The sequence below is a fragment of the Megasphaera jansseni genome, assembly GCF_047974155.1.
Lineage (GTDB): Bacteria > Bacillota > Negativicutes > Veillonellales > Megasphaeraceae > Megasphaera.
This window is the reverse complement of record NZ_JBHYRR010000007.1, coordinates 1-14,944: the sequence shown is the minus strand read 5'-3', so window position 1 is coordinate 14,944 and position 14,944 is coordinate 1. Positions and strand designations below refer to the sequence as shown.

The following is a 14,944-nucleotide window of genomic DNA, read 5'->3' as shown; positions in this document are numbered from 1 at the left end:
TGCGAGGAGCTGGTTATATGAAAGGTATTGTATTAGCTGGAGGTAGCGGGACGCGGTTGTATCCGCTGACGATGGTGACGTCTAAGCAGTTGTTGCCGGTATATGATAAGCCGATGATTTATTATCCGTTGTCGACGTTGATGTTGGCTGGAATCCGGGAGATTTTGATTATTTCAACGCCGACGGATTTGCCGAATTTTGAACGGCTTCTGGGGGATGGGTCCCGTTATGGTATCCATCTGAGTTATAAGGTGCAGCCGTCGCCAGATGGATTGGCGCAGGCCTTTATTCTCGGCGAAGAATTTATCGACGGAGAACCGTGTGCCATGGTTTTGGGCGATAATATTTTCTACGGCGCCGGTCTGACCCACCATTTGCAGCAGGCTGCGGCCAACACGGAAGGGGCCACGGTCTTTGGTTATTACGTTGACGATCCGGAACGGTTCGGCGTCATTGAGTTCGATGAGCAGGGCAAGGCGATTTCCATTGAAGAAAAACCGGCACAGCCTAAGACGAATTATGCCGTCACGGGGCTGTATTTTTATGATGAGCATGTTTGTGAATATGCCAAACAAGTCAAGCCGTCGGCGCGGGGCGAACTGGAAATAACGGATTTGAATCAGATGTATCTGGAAAAAGGGAATCTCAATGTCGTCACCCTCGGACGGGGCTATGCCTGGCTCGATACGGGAACAGTCAACAGCCTGAGCGAAGCCTCCAATTTCGTCAAAGCCGTAGAAACCAGAGCTGGCATTCATATTGCTGCATTGGAAGACATTGCCTACGGCCACGGCTGGATCGACAAAGCCACCCTCATGGAAAGCGCTGTCAAATACGGCAAGAGCCCGTATGGACAATATCTGAAGAAAGTCGCGGAAGGGAGATTCCTAAAGGATTAAAAATCAGCAGTTAGGGATTAGCTGTCAGGGGTTAGTGTCTGATGGGTGTGTATTGGCAAGGCATTTTTCTTTTTTCGTAAATGGAAGGGAGTAATGTACTATGCCAGTGAAATGTTATCAAGATTTGGTCGTTTGGCAAAAAGCGATGCGTTTGGCTCGGGAGGCATATCTTATTGCAAAAAAATTGCCGTGTGAGGAAAAATTTGCGTTATCTGACCAGCTGCGGCGCTCGGCAGTTTCGATTCCCTCGAATATTGCAGAAGGGCATGCGCGCGGTTCTGATAAGGAATTTGTGCATTTCTTATATATTGCCCGTGGTTCGAATGCGGAATTAATGACGCAGCTTATTTTGTGTGTTGATTTTGGATATTTAACCGATGTGGATGTCCGACGGGTTAAATTGCAGAGTAATGAAGTAGGCCGTTTATTGAATGCGCTGATTGCTAAACTTAGGAAGAAGCAATTGTCGATTTAGGAGATGAGTGCATTGCACGATATCTCCGACTAATCCCTAGTCCCTAATGGCTAACTGCTATAAATGAAAAAATACGTAGTACATGATGAGGAGGAACCCTAACATGACTATAATAATAACCGGCGGTGCCGGGTTTATTGGTTCGAATTTTGTGTTTCATATGTTGAAGGAGCATCCGCAGGACCGGGTGATTTGTTTGGATAAGTTGACGTATGCCGGGAATTTGTCTACGCTGGCACCGGTTATGGGTCAGGATAATTTCCGTTTTGTCAAGGCTGATATCTGCGACCGCAATGCGGTGTATCAGTTGTTTGAAGAGGAACATCCCGATGTGGTCGTCAATTTTGCGGCGGAATCGCATGTCGACCGGTCTATTGAGAATCCGGCGATTTTCTTGGAAACGAATATCATGGGGACGGCTGTGCTCATGGATGCCTGCCGCAAATACGGTATCCAGCGCTATCATCAGGTATCGACGGATGAAGTCTATGGCGATTTGCCCTTGGACCGGCCCGATTTGTTCTTTACGGAAACGACGCCGATTCACACGTCCAGTCCGTATAGTTCCTCAAAGGCTTCGGCTGACCTCCTGGTATTAGCCTATCATCGAACCTATGGTTTGCCGGTGACCATCAGCCGCTGCTCCAATAACTATGGACCGTACCATTTTCCCGAAAAGCTGATTCCCCTTATGATCATCAATGCCCTGCATGACAAGCCCCTGCCTGTCTATGGGGATGGACTCAATGTCCGCGACTGGCTCTATGTCGAAGACCATTGCCGGGCCATCGACCTCATTCTCCAGAAGGGGCGTGTCGGCGAAGTCTATAACGTCGGCGGCCATAATGAAATGAGGAATATCGACATCGTCAAATTAATCTGCAAAGAATTGGACAAGCCGGAAAGCCTCATCCACCATGTCACCGACCGCAAAGGCCATGACCGCCGTTACGCCATCGACCCGACGAAAATCCACAACGAATTAGGCTGGCTGCCGGAAACGAAATTCGCCGACGGCATCAAGAAAACCATCCAGTGGTACTTGGATCACGAAGACTGGTGGCAGCCCATCATTTCCGGGGAATACCAGCAGTATTACCAGAAGATGTATGGGAGCCGGGACTGAAGTCCCGGCCGCAGGTCGCAGTTCGCAGGCCGAAGTTCGCCTCGGACTCAGATGCCGCTGCGCGGCGACAGACTTATGATTGTATTATGACCGTGTGATACTTGTCATAAATTCTGGCTGTGTACGGAATTCACGCGGGACGCCAGCCTCTGCTGTCCGTTTTGGCAGCCGGCCTACACCCTCCCTTTGGTCGGTACCTGATGGGCCAAAAAGGCTTACAGGACAAGCGTATAGAGGCAAAAAAGAACCCCTCAGTCGCTACGCTAACAGCGCCCTTTCGCAGGGGCACCTTTCGATGAACGACGAACGAACTACGATGAACGATAAGGGCGGCCTGCAAATTGAATATGTTATAATAAAGAAATATACATGAAGGGAGATACAACAATGGGTCAGATAAAGGTTGAAAAGAATGTGGGCGGCATTGACGGGCTTTGTGTCATTATGCCGACGGTTCATGGCGATGGCCGTGGATATTTTATGGAAACGTATAATCAGAAGGATATGGAGGAAGCGGGATTCCATATTAATTTTGTCCAGGATAATCAGTCTATGTCGACGAAAGGGGTCTTGCGGGGGCTTCATTTCCAGAAGCATTTTCCCCAGTGCAAGCTTGTCCGTGCTGTCCGCGGCAGTGTCTTCGATGTGGCTGTCGATTTGCGCCGCGATTCTAAGACCTATGGTAAATGGTACGGTGTCGAATTAACGGAAGAAAATAAGAAGCAGTTCCTCATTCCTGAAGGCTTTGCCCATGGGTTTCTGGTTCTCAGCGACGTGGCGGAATTCTGCTATAAGGTCAATGATTTCTGGCATCCCAATGATGAAGGCGGCATGGCCTGGAATGACCCGGAAATCGGCATCCAGTGGCCGCAGCTCGTCGGCGACTATCAGGGTTCGCCCAGCGCCGCCGGTTATCATCTCGAAGACGGCACAACCTTGAATCTGAGCGATAAAGATCAGCAGTGGCTTGGGTTGAAAGACACTTTTAAATTTTGATCATTAAATATTATCTTGAAAGGCATAAATGATATGAGGATTACATTGGTATTGCCAGGATATTCCAAAGCACCTATTGGCGGTTTCAAAATGGTTTTTGAATATGCAAATCGCTTTGTTACACGTGGACACGAAGTATCCATTGTTTTTGATTGTTCTGGTGGAGCAAAACATCATCAAGAGATTCCAGTTTTTTTTAGGAGGCTTTGTTATAAATTTCTGGTGTGGTATTATCCAAAATGGTTTGCTTTAAATCCTAAAGTTCATAAAATTTGTGCTTATACCGGCATCAATGATCAAGAGCTTCCGGATGCGGACTTTGTTTGCGCGACTGCTGTAGGTACAGCTGATGATGTAGCTAAGTTAAGTATAAATAAAGGGAAAAAACTATATTTTATACAAGACTTTGAAAATTGGGGAAGCTGGACTGCTGATGCAGTAAAAGAGACCTACCGCTTGAGGATGAAGAATATTGTTATTGCTAAATGGTTAGAAAAGATTGTTCTAGATAGCGGAGCCGATTGTGTCTTGATTCCTAATGGGATAGATTTTGATGTTTTTAATATTGATATTCCCATTGCTTCTCGAAAGGGGCATACGGTTTCCATGCTGTACCATGAGCAGGTGCATAAGGGCTCGGTATATGGAATTGCTGCATTGAAAAAATTAAAAGAACGATATCCTGATTTACAGGCTACCTTATTCGGTGTACCGAAACGCCCCGATAATTTACCTGCTTGGATTCAATATATTCAGAGTGCAACGCAGCCTCAATTGCGGCAAGTTTATAACCAATCCAAAATTTATCTTTGCCCTTCCATCAAAGAAGGCTTTGGCCTGACAGGTGCCGAAGCCATGGCTTGTGGATGTGCTTACGTTGCCAGCGACTATGGTGGTGTCCATGAATATGCAACAGATGGGCGCAATGTCCTGCTTTCACCTCCAAAAGACGTCGAAGGCCTTGTCGAACATATTTCTTATTTATTTGATTACGATGACGAACGCATCAAATTAGCACAACAAGGATATGAAGATATTCTGTCCTTGGATTGGAATCGGTCCGTAGATAAATTTGAAGCGGTTTTAAATGATTTGACATAATATTAAAAAAATATAGTTGAAATTGAGGAGGGATTCACATTGAAGAAGTGCTTTGTCGTTATGGGATTCGGGGAAAAAATGGATTATATAACAGGTAATACTGTTGATTTAGATATTGTCTATAATGATGTAATTAAACCATTAATGGAAAAAGAGTTTCCTGAATATGAAGTGATACGGGGGGACGACATAACTTCATCAGGAGAGATTGATCTTTCTATGTATAAATTACTTTTGGATGCAGACCTGGTTATAGCTGATATAACGACCCATAATGATAATGCTTTATATGAACTGGGAGTTCGTTATGCCTTAAGGCAAGCTAGTACAATTGTAACTGCACAGTGTGAAGAAGGTGGAAAGAATCATATACCCTTTGATTTGAGTCATATTCGAATCTTTTTTTACGACAAGTTAGATACCCCTAATGGTGAATTACATAAAAAACAATTATCGGAGACCTTAAAATTAGCTATTCGTAGCTCAGAAGACAGACATGTAGATAGTCCTGTTTATACTTATTTAAGAGAATTGCAGCCTCCTACGAAAAGTGAAGGCTCGAATATAACTGATGAGGAAATTGATAAAATTCAACAAATTGCAGAGAAGGCATCTTTAGGGCAGAAATCAATGAGCGATTCTGATTTTGATAAAGCTATATCTTGTTGGAAGTCGTTGCATGATATTTTACCTAACAATTCATATTTTATCCAACAATGGGCATTGGCTACTTATAAATTGAAGAAGCCGTCAGAAAAAGAAGCATTAGAAGCGGCTTGGAAAATTATTAATATTTTGCCTGTAAGTAAAACTCTAGATACAGAAACTTTAGGAATTGCAGGAGCAATTTGTAAAAACTTATCTCAATTAAAGATGAATTCACTGAAAGAAACCAAAGAATATTTAGATCAAGCAATCGGTTTTTATCAGAATGGATATCTTTTAAAGCATGATTATTATACTGGAGAAAATTATGCAAATTGTATTCTACTAAAACTTCAGAATAGTAGACTGGATGAAGATGATTGGAGAGGTTTGAATTACATTCGTCGTCAAGTATGTAGAGAACTTGTAAAACAATTATCAAATAAAGAAGTAAAAGATAAAATCTTGGACAAATGGGAAGTTGCAACCCTATCTAATTGTTACCTGCACTTAGGGGATAGAACCAATGCAGCGAAATATGAAAAAAAATTCTTAGAGAGTGGTCCTGTAAAATGGGAACAAGAAACTTTCAAAAATACAAAAGATTTGATTATCCAGGTGGTTTTTGACAAACAAAATAAAAACAAATAATTTATTGAGAATCAAAAATATGTTCGGAGGTAATATTATGAATTTTTATGAATTTAGACAGAAAAAAACATATAATTTATTTATTAGTCATGCTTGGAAATATGATGCGGATTATTGCACAGTAGTATCATGGCTAGATGATTCGGATATTAAGTATAAAAATTATAGTGTTCCCTCTCATGATCCGCTAGATGCTAATAATACAAAAAAATTGAAAGAAGAACTCACGGGTCAGATCAGCCCTAGCAGTGTCGTTATTGTTATATCTGGGATGTATGCTGCGTATAGTCAGTGGATTGATTATGAAATTGATGAAGCTATTCGGATGAATAAAACAATATTAGGGTTAAAACCTTGGGGAAGTGAACGTATACCCAGGAAAATTCAAGATTGTGCAACTGAAATGATAGGATGGCAACGTAAATCACTTATTGATGCTATTAAACGTTATTAAAGTGATTACTGGAATAATAGATAAGCGGGTGTGAGCTAGTGGCGAAAATACCGAAAGAGAAGAGTTATATGCAAATATCACCACAAGAGTATATAAGTACGCGATTAAATGCTCAAATACAATGGTTTGATGAAAAAAGTATATATAATCAAAAGCGATATAAAAGGTTTAAGAAGGCAGAATATTTTTTGACCTTCTTTTTGCCAGTAGTTGGAATAATTCCCTTAGGAGATTATGCAATTAATAAACTGTTTTTAATTTTAATTGGTGCAATTATTGCGTACTTACAATTTTGGAGTAGAATAGAAACTTATTATGAATTGTGGTATAAATACAGAACTGCTTATGAGTTATTGCAAAAAGAAAAATATTTTTTTGAAACACAGAGTTCAAAATATTCAAATTGTCAAGATTGTTTTTCGTTGTTAGTTGAAAGAACTGAAAGCATAATTTCTCATACGGACAATCAATGGAATCGTGTCATACAAATGGTGCCCCAGAATATAGATAAAAGTAATTTTAAATAGTGATATAATGATAGTTTCAGAGTAGATGCTATTTATTACATGGAGTGAGATATATGTCGTATACAAAACATAAGTATGAGGAAATCTTCAAAAAGAACCAAACAGATTTTGCGAAGTATATTGATACAATTATTCCTATATTGCCAGCAGAGTATACGGCTCAGACTATTATTAACTATCTAAAACAATATTATCCTTTTGAATATAGCTTACTAGAAGAACAATATAAATACTATAATGGGGCAGATATAAAACTAGTAAAAGTTCATAAAAAAAGAAGATATAATCCGGTAGAACCTAATACTTTTTTAGAAAGGATTATTCGTAAGAAAAAACTTCTGACTTTAACGGTTTTGAAGCATCATAAGGAGACGTTTTCAAAATTAATACAAGAACAAAGAGAAAATGAGTTAAAAAAAGTACGGTTGCCTAGAATTAATAAAAAGAGAAATAAAATTGATCAAGCTCGGCAATATGTTCAAATGGTTGGCCCAGCTTTTTTAGATAAGCTTATGGGCTTTTATGATAGAAAAAATGCTAGCCAAAAAGATAAAGTATATATATTAATGGAATTAAAAAAATATTATTCTCCGAAAACGGTTAGATTTTTTAAAAAACTCACAAACAGTGAATATAATTTTCAATTACGAGAAATGGCTTTCTATTATTTACAGAGCTTTGGTCATTTTGTAGAATTGCGAAAACAGAAATACATGCAGATACATACAAAAAATAAAAGAAGGAGAAAGCGAATCAAAGAAAGCGGTAAAATTAGGTATATCATACCAGAAACTCCGAAAGAATTAGCATATCGAATAAACAATCAAGCCAAAGAACAAAAGTATAAGAATTATGATTACTTTATTTCACACAGCTATAAAGACTTTAAGTCGGTTCAATACTTGATAGATTTTCTTAATTATAAAAAGAAGAATATATACTGTGATTGGATTTCTGATAAAGATTATCTTAAAAGAACTTTATTTTGTGAGGATACAGTGCACATTTTAGAGCAAAGGATACGGCAGTCACACGCGGTTATTTTTGTGTCATCTGTTAATTCTAAAAGTTCATATTGGGTTCAACGTGAATTAAAATATGCCCAAAAATGTGGAAAAGAAATTTTAGAAGTTGATAAAGAGGCAATTACTTCGAAAAAAATAGTTTTGAAAAAATATAAAAAGATGAAGGGATTATCGAATGAGTTCTATAGAGTTATCTATAATTATTCCTGCATATAATGCGGGTCAAACAATTGGGCGCTGCTTAGACTCATTATTGCAGTCTGTACAGCAAGCTCCCGTGGAAATTATCTGTGTTGATGATGGATCGAAAGATGATACTTGGAATATATTGCAATCCTATTCAAAGAAATATGCTTGCCTCCGCATTTTCCATAAGGAAAATGGTGGAGTAGGATCGGCAAGAAACTTAGGTTTATCCCAAGCAGCAGGAAACTATATTGCCTGGGTGGATTCAGATGATTATGTGACAACGGATTGGTATGTAACGATTCATGAGGGATTGGAAAAATACAAACCCGATTGTTTCGTCTTTGATTATTTTTATACTCGTGACGATGTCGACGAACCTTGGCATATTGCCTTGCCAGAAAAGGTGGATTTAAAGGCTTTTGTTTACGAGCAGAGTCTTGAGCGTGAATTGAAAAACTTTTTGTGGAACCAGGTAATTCGGGCGTCATTGCTTAAAAAGGTGAAGTTTAACGAAACGTACCATATGTTGGAAGACTATGATGTACTGACTCAGGTGACACCAAAGTTCAAAAAAATTGTACATATCGATAAATGCTTATATCATTATGTCCAGACTGAAAGCAGTCTGACCCATACCGTTTCATCTGAGGTTCGTTGGAATAATATAGATATCGTCCAAAGACGCTATGATTATTATAAGGCATTAGGGTTACCGATAAGTATAAATGACTGTGCTATTCATTTCGTAGGATATTTGTATCAAAATGAATGTCATGGAATAAAATGGTCAGAAAAAAGTGCCATCGTTCGGAGAAATTTACGCCTTCATCAAGGTGAGATTCTACGTGATAAAGGCGTGGGTAAAAGGGTAAAGATTAAAGCTATTTGTGCCATAATAGGAATGGATAGTCTATTAAGAGCTTTATTGAATTTGAAAAATAAATGAGAGGGATGGACATGTTTTTATTGAGTCGATTAAAAGAAAGATGCTTAAATCCATATTACAGAAGAAAAAATGCGGCTAATGTAAAAAGAGGTGCTTGGCAGCCACGCATTATGACTTTGGAAGAGTCGTTAAAAGATATTTTGGATAATCATTTATCTATTTCTCGATTTGGCGATGGTGAATTTAAATGGATGATGGGGATAAAACAGCAATCATTTCAGAATGATGATGCTAAACTTCGGGAATTATTAACGAAGACATTCGCTTTACGAGATAAGCGCCTATTGCTTTGTATTCCTGATACATTTGGTGATTTGTCCCAATATAATGCGTTTGCGATAAATTATTGGAGTCATGAAATGTATAAACGTCGTAATATGATACAATCCTTTATTCCAGATGAATATATTTTTGGGAATCTTAATATTACTCGTTTTTATATGGACTATTTGGATAAGAGCCATGTTGAAACAATACTTGATTATTGGAAGAGTATTTTTTCTCATCGCAATATTTATATTGTTGAGGGAGAATTTTCTCGACTAGGTGTAGGGAATGATTTATTTTCGACGGCTTCTTCTGTTCATCGTATTCTGGCACCGGCTAAGAATGCGTTTTCTAGTTATCAAAAAATCTTGTCTTTTGTAAAGGAAAATGTTCCTTTAGAACCGTCGTCCTTGATTTTATTAGCTCTAGGGCCGACGGCCACTATTATGGTTCCTTTTTTAGTGGATGCGGGCTATCAGGCATTAGATATTGGACATATTGATGTGGAATATGAATGGTACAAGTTACATGCAACCAAGAAAATTCCCTTGGTGGGCCGATACGTTAATGAAGCAGGAGGCTTTATTAAAGAATTCGATTCAGATATTTTAAAAAAATATGATCAAGAAATCATGGCGAAGATTGATTGTTAATCATGAAATATGATTTAGGTGAACGATATGCAAATTAATATACGGAAAAAAGATATTATATGGAACTATTTAGGCATCTTTTTCTCCTTAGGATCCCAGGTTATATGGCTCCCTGTACTGATTCACTACTTACCGCCAGATATTCTGGGCTTATGGTATGTTTTTGTCAGTATAGGGGGGATGGTAGAATTATTAGATAGTGGCTTTACCCCCACACTTAGCCATTCTATGTCGTATGCCTGGAGTGGGGCAAGAGATTTAAAAAAGCAGGGAGTTGTTTTTTCTGAAGACCGCAGTGGACCGAATTATCCGTTGGTTTATGGCATTTTAAGCACTTGCAGGACATTGTATTTCGGCATTGCTGTTGTGGCTTCGTTGGTGATGCTTGTGGCTGGGACTTTTTATCTTCAACGTATTGCGGCTTCTTATCTGAATTGGCAAGTATATGCGACATGGGGACTCTATATTGCGTCTACATTTATCAATCTTTATATTGGCTATTATGCGGTCGTCCTAGTGGGGATTGGGGATATTTTTCATAAAAATAAAGCAAATATTTTAGCGAAAGCTTTCTTTTTGATTTTGGGTACTATCGGCTTGATAAGCGGATTTGGTATTTTAAGTTTAGGTGTGGCTTACTTTGTGAGTGGCTTTGTTACCCGGTTTCTTTGTAAGCATTATTTGATTAAAACCCATCATTTCGATGAATTATTCCTTCAATTTCATCACCAGAATGAATATTCCAAACGCCATGTCTTAGCTATGATGTGGCCCAATGCCTGGCGGGATGGACTGGTTACGGTTACTTTCTATTTGACAGGACAGGCGACGGTGCTTATGAGCAGCAGCTTCCTTACTTTATATGAAACAGGCATCTATTCGTTTTCCATGCAAGTCATTAATGCCCTTTTAGGGATTGCTAATGGGATGTTTGGAGCTTATTTCCCGGCGATTCAATCTGCCTATATTTCTAAAAATCGGAAGTTAATGCGGCAATTATATGCTAAGTCCATGGCTTGTACCTTTCATCTGAGCTTTTGGGGAGTCATTGGCTTTATCCTCGTCGGTATTCCTATTGTACAGCTTTTACGGCATGATTTTATTATTGAAAAATCTTCTTTTTTCGTATTGGCGTTTGCCATGTATCTATTGAGTCGGCATCGTAATTCTGCAGCCTTTATCTCAACGATGAATAAGCTGCCATTCACCTTCAGCTTCATCTTCTTTGGCGTCATCAGTATCAGTGCCACCTATGTTGGACTAGCCTATTTCCATTTAGGATTATGGGGCCTCATCCTTATTCCCTTAGCGGTCCAGTCCATCTACAATAACTGGAAATGGAACCAAGTCGTCAATCGCTATCTGCATACCACAGAAATCAGATTGATGAGACAAGGAACGGCGGATCTTATGCGGATAGTAGGGAATAAACTCTTTAAAACCAAATCATAAAAATAATCCGGCTGCGGTGAAATCACTGGGCCGGATTGTTTATGACAGTATAGAGATGCCTTGACACGATATTTGTTTTGCCATAAACTAAAGATAAATTAACGAACGTATTCATTATACTTCAAAGTGTGGTTACGCGATATTTAGTTGTTCAAAAAGTTGTAAACTTTGCTGTAAATTAGTAAATCCTTATGATTTGAATCGAATAAGAAAAGCAGTAGCATTTTTAGATGAGAACTCAATGAATGCATTAACTGTATTAGGGCTAGGAGAATGTGTGGTTTCGGGGACGGGAATGAATATGCCATGCTTTGTAAAAATCCAGCAATTAGCGAAGAAATATCGTCCTAATAGTGAAAATATTAAGCTTTTTGGTGAAGGCGGTATTTTGAAAAGAGGCAATACTTAAAATTTGTCAATTTAAAATGGATGAAGAAAAAATATAAAATAATCTGTTAGATTGTATAGTGAGGAGAAATGAAATTTATTGAAAGAAGTGGTGAATGATGCCTGATAAGAAAGAGATGAATGATGAGTATAAGAAAAAACATGAATTATTTGTTGAAGAACTAGAACCATTTCTTACTGAGTATCAACCCCCCAACTCTCCTAGTTCGCAGCTTGTTTTAGCGCACTGGATCCCTGATTCAGAAGGTAAGGATATAGTGAAAACATTAAAAAGATGCGGTATGCTTTGGTTTTCTATTATCAATTTATCTATGGCTAAAAATGATAATGCTTTCTATGAAGGGAGAAATCAAGAATTTTATACGCCGTATCTATATGCCATGTTTTTGTCTATTGATGACCAAATGATAGAGTTTGTTTATCAAAACAAGCAACTTATCTTAGAATCTGTTGAGAAAGGCATTCCTTGCCGATTAGTCAAAGATACGGGTGCTGGAGGAATTGATGCGACAGTTGTTTTTGCAGCGAGTCCGTTTAAAAGCAATTCTGTCACTTTATATTTTAATATCACTCCATGCAGTCGAGCCGAAGAAGAGGAACTTAAACAATTAAAAGAGGAGAGCAAAAAGCTTAAAAATAATCAGAGCGTTCAATGGAGAAATCTAGAACAGTATATAGTTCATAATTCGGTACAGGTTAATGAAAGCTTTTATCATATTTTATCTTATATTCCTAGTAAGAGTTCTCCTGGGCTTATTAAAATTTACAATGTTGGACAAGGATTTTGTGGATATATGCGCACAAAAGATAAAAAACGCATCTTTATTGACATTGGAATGGATCAGAGATATTTTTGGAAAACGCATCCATTACCGGCAGAAGAGAAAGAAGTTATAAAACATAGTTATGAATGTATTAACAAAGCAAAACCACAAGTTATCCTTTTGACACACTGGGATATTGATCACTTATTAGGCATATGTTTGATAGATGATCCAAACTTTCCCAAAATATGGATAGCGCCATCTGTTGTAGAAACAAATAGGCATCAAATGTTTTTATGTAGATTGCTTGCTTATTTGTGCCGGAATCATTATGAACTCATTATGATTGGCGAGGACTTTAATAATGATAATGTATGGCAGAACGAGAACTTTGCTATCTATAAGGGGAATACGGGGACTACAGGGAGAAAGGACTCGAATGAAAAATATAATGACCAGGGCTTGATATTTGTTACTGGGAATAAGGTTATTTTTCCTGGAGATTGTGCGTACTGTGCTTGGCCAGATGATTTGAAGATACCAGAGCATGAATATAATTTTCTAATAGCTGCTCATCATGGCGGAGAGGCAGGAATTTCTCAATGCTCACCTTCTTCTGATAAGAGAGAGAATAGAGTTAAGAATAAGATGGCTATATATTCTTATGGTGTCAATAATACCCATCATCATCCTGTTCAAGATCATATTCAATATTTAGAAAGCCTTGGATATCGAACACGTCATGTAAAAGATTATGCTGCTATATTTATTGGTGTGAATATAGATTCAAAAGTTCCAGATTTTAAGATTCCTTTATCAATGGTATTTGAATGCAAAAGTTACAAATATTTTTATTACAATTTTAAGGAAAGCTGGATTGAAATAGGTAAAAATGTTTCTGAGCAACGTATTATCAATATAATGACAAATCCAATAAATGAACCTGGATTTAAGAGACAAATTAAAAAATATAGATTGAACAAATGATGTTACTTGAAGCGCTGGCGCTTTACAACTTTTTCATTGATATTTATAAATTGTAATGAGTGTTTATTGGAATGTAGATGATGTTTAGAAATAGGCATATAAGAAAAATTATTTGATAAAAATAAAATATAGATAAGGAATCATAAAAAAATCCGACCGCAGTGAATTGCAAGGTCGGATTTTTTCTTCTGAGAACTTCTCAGAAAATTTTCAAGAGAGATTATGTTTCTTTTTAAAAAGAGCAAATAAGGCGTCTTTTAATACTTGTGAAAAATTCAAATGATTTTTTTCTGCAAATGTATTTAACCATGCTGGAATAGTCAAATTTTTTCGGATAAGCTTATCTCCATTTTTTTCAGCATATGAGTCTATATCCAGGGTTAGTAGAGAAATGAACCCACTGGACTCATTTAATTTAACATCTTTTATGTTTCGAGCTTTTGGAATAGGGTTATCTTCTTCCAGTTCATCTAAAATCCATCCAGAAGCAGCATCTGTAGCCATTTCAATAGCTTCTGCTAGAGAAGAACCTTCAGTGATACATCCTGGTAGGTCAGGAACAATAACGGTATAAGTATCCTTTTGATTTTCGCATGGATAAAAACAAGCAGGATAAATTAACTTTTCCATGCTTTTCATCCTTTCTAAACATTAGTAGAGTTTCATGATAATGATTTTATGTTAAACAATGTTCAAACAAGCAAGGGCTATTAAAGCCCAGCCTGTTTGAAGATTGCATTAGCAGTCTTTGGATTCAGCTCCTTGTTCTTACCATGATAAGGAACTGTAATTTTTCCACATTTGGGTTTGTTAGGATTCTCATACATATAATGCGAACCTCTAACTTTTTTTAACTGCCAGCCATCCTTCTGAAGTAATTTATCGACTTCAATGAAGGTCATTAATTTATCACCACCTTCATACTGGAATACTTATATTATACGCATAATGCGCATTGTGTCAAGGCGCAGTCTGGGATTTTTTTCAGTTTCTGAGGTGAAATCGCCTTTGCAGCGATTGGTATTCCCATCGTACAACTCTTGCGCCATGACTTCGTCATTGAACGACCGGCCTTCCTGATGCTGGCACTGTCCATTTATCTCTTGAATCGCCATCGAAGTTCTGCTTGCTTCATCAGTACCATGAATAAGCTGCCATATACCTTCAGCTTCATCTTCTTTGGCGTCATCAGTATCAGTGCCACCTATATCGGACTAGCCTACTTCCATTTAGGATTATGGGGCCTCATCCTTATTCCCTTAGCGGTTCAGTCCATCTACAATAACTGGAAATGGACCAAGTGGGTATGTCAAGAATTTTGTGTAATTTTTTTTAGAAATCTTTGTCGTATTTTTCCATCAGAGGGCCAAGCCGTTCAT

At 38.1% G+C, this 14,944-nt stretch carries 16 protein-coding genes; 14 read left to right on the top strand and 2 right to left on the bottom strand.

The features are described 5' to 3' along the window. The first annotated feature begins 17 nt into the window (after window positions 1-17). The 14 genes from rfbA to ACE418_RS03825 all read left to right on the top strand — a co-directional run bounded on the left by rfbA (window position 18) and on the right by ACE418_RS03825 (window position 13,565). Complete coding sequence (gene rfbA, locus ACE418_RS03890) at window positions 18-899, top strand: glucose-1-phosphate thymidylyltransferase RfbA (protein ID WP_416449412.1); 882 nt, start codon at window positions 18-20, stop codon at window positions 897-899. Window positions 900-999: 100 nt separating this feature from the next. Then, window positions 1,000-1,374, top strand: a complete 375-nt coding sequence (locus ACE418_RS03885; RefSeq protein ID WP_416449411.1) for a four helix bundle protein — start codon at window positions 1,000-1,002, stop codon at window positions 1,372-1,374. A gap of 103 nt (window positions 1,375-1,477) precedes the next feature. Continuing rightward, window positions 1,478-2,500, top strand: a complete 1,023-nt coding sequence (rfbB, locus tag ACE418_RS03880; RefSeq protein WP_416449410.1) for a dTDP-glucose 4,6-dehydratase — start codon at window positions 1,478-1,480, stop codon at window positions 2,498-2,500. 387 nt (window positions 2,501-2,887) lie between these two features. Beyond that, complete coding sequence (gene rfbC, locus ACE418_RS03875; RefSeq protein WP_416449409.1) at window positions 2,888-3,496, top strand: dTDP-4-dehydrorhamnose 3,5-epimerase; 609 nt, start codon at window positions 2,888-2,890, stop codon at window positions 3,494-3,496. A 15-nt stretch (window positions 3,497-3,511) separates the two neighbouring features. Continuing rightward, on the top strand, window positions 3,512-4,597 hold the full coding sequence (locus ACE418_RS03870) for a glycosyltransferase family 4 protein (protein WP_416449408.1): 1,086 nt from the start codon (window positions 3,512-3,514) through the stop codon (window positions 4,595-4,597). Window positions 4,598-4,636: 39 nt separating this feature from the next. Further along, window positions 4,637-5,893, top strand: coding sequence for a tetratricopeptide repeat-containing protein (locus ACE418_RS03865; RefSeq protein ID WP_416449407.1), 1,257 nt, complete (start codon window positions 4,637-4,639; stop codon window positions 5,891-5,893). A gap of 37 nt (window positions 5,894-5,930) precedes the next feature. Beyond that, window positions 5,931-6,347, top strand: coding sequence for a TIR domain-containing protein (locus ACE418_RS03860; RefSeq protein ID WP_416449406.1), 417 nt, complete (start codon window positions 5,931-5,933; stop codon window positions 6,345-6,347). Between the two features lie 38 nt (window positions 6,348-6,385). Further along, the gene (locus ACE418_RS03855; protein ID WP_416449405.1) at window positions 6,386-6,874 is read left to right on the top strand and encodes a DUF4231 domain-containing protein; all 489 of its coding nucleotides are present in this window, start codon (window positions 6,386-6,388) and stop codon (window positions 6,872-6,874) included. A 53-nt stretch (window positions 6,875-6,927) separates the two neighbouring features. Next, complete coding sequence (locus ACE418_RS03850) at window positions 6,928-8,115, top strand: toll/interleukin-1 receptor domain-containing protein (protein ID WP_416449404.1); 1,188 nt, start codon at window positions 6,928-6,930, stop codon at window positions 8,113-8,115. After that, window positions 8,075-9,034, top strand: a complete 960-nt coding sequence (locus ACE418_RS03845) for a glycosyltransferase family 2 protein (protein WP_416449403.1) — start codon at window positions 8,075-8,077, stop codon at window positions 9,032-9,034. The genes ACE418_RS03850 and ACE418_RS03845 overlap by 41 nt, the downstream gene beginning before the upstream one ends. 11 nt (window positions 9,035-9,045) lie before the next feature. Continuing rightward, a complete protein-coding gene (locus ACE418_RS03840; protein WP_416449469.1) occupies window positions 9,046-9,954 on the top strand; it encodes a GT-D fold domain-containing glycosyltransferase in 909 nt (302 codons plus the stop codon). A gap of 27 nt (window positions 9,955-9,981) precedes the next feature. Further along, window positions 9,982-11,406 (top strand): O-unit flippase-like protein, encoded by a 1,425-nt coding sequence (wzx, locus tag ACE418_RS03835; protein ID WP_416449402.1) that lies wholly within the window; start codon window positions 9,982-9,984, stop codon window positions 11,404-11,406. A 241-nt stretch (window positions 11,407-11,647) separates the two neighbouring features. Next, window positions 11,648-11,815, top strand: coding sequence for a hypothetical protein (locus ACE418_RS03830; protein WP_416449401.1), 168 nt, complete (start codon window positions 11,648-11,650; stop codon window positions 11,813-11,815). 94 nt (window positions 11,816-11,909) lie between these two features. Beyond that, a complete protein-coding gene (locus ACE418_RS03825; RefSeq protein WP_416449400.1) occupies window positions 11,910-13,565 on the top strand; it encodes a ComEC/Rec2 family competence protein in 1,656 nt (551 codons plus the stop codon). Between the two features lie 210 nt (window positions 13,566-13,775). Here the strand turns inward: ACE418_RS03825 and ACE418_RS03820 are convergent, their stop codons facing one another. Together ACE418_RS03820 and ACE418_RS03815 are read right to left on the bottom strand one after the other, a co-directional pair. Beyond that, window positions 13,776-14,195 carry a type II toxin-antitoxin system HicB family antitoxin gene (locus ACE418_RS03820; protein WP_416449399.1) on the bottom strand — a complete coding sequence of 140 codons (420 nt, stop codon included), beginning with the start codon at window positions 14,193-14,195 and terminating at the stop codon, window positions 13,776-13,778. A gap of 80 nt (window positions 14,196-14,275) precedes the next feature. Next, window positions 14,276-14,467: a type II toxin-antitoxin system HicA family toxin gene (locus ACE418_RS03815; protein WP_416449398.1), complete on the bottom strand. Its 192-nt coding sequence runs from the start codon at window positions 14,465-14,467 to the stop codon at window positions 14,276-14,278. Window positions 14,468-14,944 lie beyond the last annotated feature (477 nt).

Excerpts from the sequence above, each read along its gene's own strand:
- wzx (WP_416449402.1), top strand. The coding sequence starts at position 9,982 with ATGCAAATTAATATACGGAAAAAAGATATTATATGGAACTATTTAGGC.
- rfbB (WP_416449410.1), top strand. The coding sequence starts at position 1,478 with ATGACTATAATAATAACCGGCGGTGCCGGGTTTATTGGTTCGAATTTT.
- ACE418_RS03815 (WP_416449398.1), bottom strand. The coding sequence starts at position 14,467 with ATGACCTTCATTGAAGTCGATAAATTACTTCAGAAGGATGGCTGGCAG.
- ACE418_RS03830 (WP_416449401.1), top strand. The coding sequence starts at position 11,648 with ATGAATGCATTAACTGTATTAGGGCTAGGAGAATGTGTGGTTTCGGGG.
- ACE418_RS03820 (WP_416449399.1), bottom strand. The coding sequence starts at position 14,195 with ATGGAAAAGTTAATTTATCCTGCTTGTTTTTATCCATGCGAAAATCAA.
- ACE418_RS03825 (WP_416449400.1), top strand. The coding sequence starts at position 11,910 with ATGATGCCTGATAAGAAAGAGATGAATGATGAGTATAAGAAAAAACAT.
- rfbA (WP_416449412.1), top strand. The coding sequence starts at position 18 with ATGAAAGGTATTGTATTAGCTGGAGGTAGCGGGACGCGGTTGTATCCG.
- ACE418_RS03850 (WP_416449404.1), top strand. The coding sequence starts at position 6,928 with ATGTCGTATACAAAACATAAGTATGAGGAAATCTTCAAAAAGAACCAA.
- ACE418_RS03885 (WP_416449411.1), top strand. The coding sequence starts at position 1,000 with ATGCCAGTGAAATGTTATCAAGATTTGGTCGTTTGGCAAAAAGCGATG.
- ACE418_RS03840 (WP_416449469.1), top strand. The coding sequence starts at position 9,046 with ATGTTTTTATTGAGTCGATTAAAAGAAAGATGCTTAAATCCATATTAC.
- ACE418_RS03845 (WP_416449403.1), top strand. The coding sequence starts at position 8,075 with ATGAGTTCTATAGAGTTATCTATAATTATTCCTGCATATAATGCGGGT.
- rfbC (WP_416449409.1), top strand. The coding sequence starts at position 2,888 with ATGGGTCAGATAAAGGTTGAAAAGAATGTGGGCGGCATTGACGGGCTT.
- ACE418_RS03860 (WP_416449406.1), top strand. The coding sequence starts at position 5,931 with ATGAATTTTTATGAATTTAGACAGAAAAAAACATATAATTTATTTATT.